This is a genomic window from Rubritalea sp. (assembly GCF_039830215.1).
Classification (GTDB): domain Bacteria; phylum Verrucomicrobiota; class Verrucomicrobiia; order Verrucomicrobiales; family Akkermansiaceae; genus Rubritalea.
The window spans coordinates 1-1,900 of record NZ_JBDOPO010000237.1 but is presented as its reverse complement, the minus strand read 5'-3'; the positions used below and the strand labels follow the sequence as shown (position 1 = coordinate 1,900).

At 49.0% G+C, this 1,900-nt stretch carries 2 protein-coding genes and 1 pseudogene; all 3 read right to left on the bottom strand.

Annotated features, from left to right (window positions below):
- Nucleotides 1-484, bottom strand: a 484-nt coding sequence (locus ABGY95_RS07870; protein WP_347441137.1) for an IS3 family transposase, incomplete at its 3' end; no start/stop codon positions are given.
- A 157-nt stretch (nucleotides 485-641) separates the two neighbouring features.
- Nucleotides 642-785 (bottom strand): hypothetical protein, encoded by a 144-nt coding sequence (locus ABGY95_RS07865; protein ID WP_347441136.1) that lies wholly within the window; start codon nucleotides 783-785, stop codon nucleotides 642-644.
- A gap of 425 nt (nucleotides 786-1,210) precedes the next feature.
- Nucleotides 1,211-1,900, bottom strand: a pseudogene (locus tag ABGY95_RS07860) (2,3-bisphosphoglycerate-independent phosphoglycerate mutase); the annotation flags it as partial.

Here is a 1,900-nt window from a genome sequence, read left to right as displayed (position 1 = left end):
AAAGCTCGGAGAAAAATGCTGTATCCATCGTGTTACACACTTCCCATGAAAGTACTGCACGCGTGTGCCAGTCCCTCACAGCAATCAAGTAGGAGTGACCTCTAGGCATGGGTATATAAGTGATGTCAGTGCACCAGACTTCATCCGCAGCCGTCACAGGTCTGCCTGTATGAAGGTAAGGGTAAATCTTGTGAGCCTTCCCACGTTTGCTGGTGTTAGGCTTGGGAACCATTGCTTCGATTCCTAGCAATCTCATCAAGCGACGCACTCGCTTTCTTCCGACTTCATACCCTCTGTCTCTGAGTTCGTGAATCAAGTTGCGCTGCCCCATGTGGCAGTACTTGAAGTGGATTTCATCAAGATGCAGCATGATTTTGTGATCCTCTTCACTGGTCTTAGCTCTTTTGGGCTTTAAGCGGTTGCGGTTGACCTCTAGCAAAGCTGATTGCTGACTAATTGAAAGCGCGTGCTGAGTATCAATCATAGCTTTTCGCTCAGATCGACTCCCAGCTGATCGCACTTTTTCTTCTCTAGTACGAGTTGCCCCACTTTACGCTCCATCTGAGCCTCTCAGACTTCGAGTTTTTTCAACTCTTTCTTACTAGTGTTAGAACTCTCAAAAAGCTCAACCATTCGAGATTCTAACTCCCTGTTCCACTGACTGACCTGGACGGTACTACAGCATTCTCTTGGGCGATGTCGTTTATTGAGCGAATCCCCTTGAGAGCTTCGGTGGCGATACGTGCTTTAAATTCAGCACTGAGATGTCTTTTCTTACGTTTCATTTGTCTGTTTTTCGGTGATTAAGCCACCGATGAACAGCCAGATATTTCAATATGCTATTGGCTCCGTTTTGAGGGACCACTTCTGGGTGCACAGGAATTGAGGACACTCCCCCGATAGTCACCGCCGCGAGTGAGGCTAGTTTTAGGATTGGTGGCTGTATCACGCCACTGTTGTTCGTTAATTAAACTACGAAGCGAGATGAATGTTGATAAAGCTTGATCTAGAGACCTCTGGTAATTGTCTCAGCATTAGGCATGGTCTAGGCTAGCGAAGCTTATGACCCCCACCTTGGTAATCTAGCCGCCCCAGCCGCCAAGCGGATTCGAGCCACGTGTAGTCAAGAGAAATGTTGACCGCTCTGGCGCAGAAAAGCCCCAGCTGATTTTGATCAACTGGGGCTGCAAATTTGTTCAGATGAAGCAACCTATTTGACTAGCATACTTTTGCCCGTCATTTCTACGGGTTTGGCAACTCCTAGCATGTCTAGCAGTGTGGGTGCTACGTCCGCGAGGATACCGTCGTTAACTGTGACGCCAGCATGGTCGTCAGCCACGTAAATGGCGTGCACGAGGTTGGTAGTGTGAGCTGTGTGTGGTGATCCGTCGGCATTGATGAGTTTCTCGCAGTTGCCATGGTCGGCAGTGATCAGAAGCTTACCACCGAGTTGGAGAGTTTCTTCAACTACAGCTTGGACTCCTTGGTCGATCACTACGCATGCTTTATTACAAGCTTCTAGGATTCCGGTGTGCCCTACCATATCTGGGTTGGCGAAGTTGAGGATGACGAGGTCGTAGTCTTTGAGGCGAGCCACCAATTTTTCGGTGACTTCAGGCGCGCTCATTTCTGGCTGTAGGTCGTAGGTAGCGACAGGTGGTGATGCTACGATCTGACGATCTTCGTCCATGAAAGGAGTTTCAGCGCCACCATTAAAGAAGTAGGTCACGTGCGGGTACTTCTCAGTCTCGGCAATACGAAGCTGGCTCAGGCCTGCATCGGCAACAACCTCACCTAACACATTCTTCATACTGCTCGATGGGTAGACTACAGCACAATCGAAATTCTCGTCGTACTGAGTGAGTGTGACAAAGTGTGGCTTGGGGTGGACTTCTTTATC

Excerpts from the sequence above, each read along its gene's own strand:
- ABGY95_RS07865 (WP_347441136.1), bottom strand. The coding sequence starts at position 785 with ATGAAACGTAAGAAAAGACATCTCAGTGCTGAATTTAAAGCACGTATC.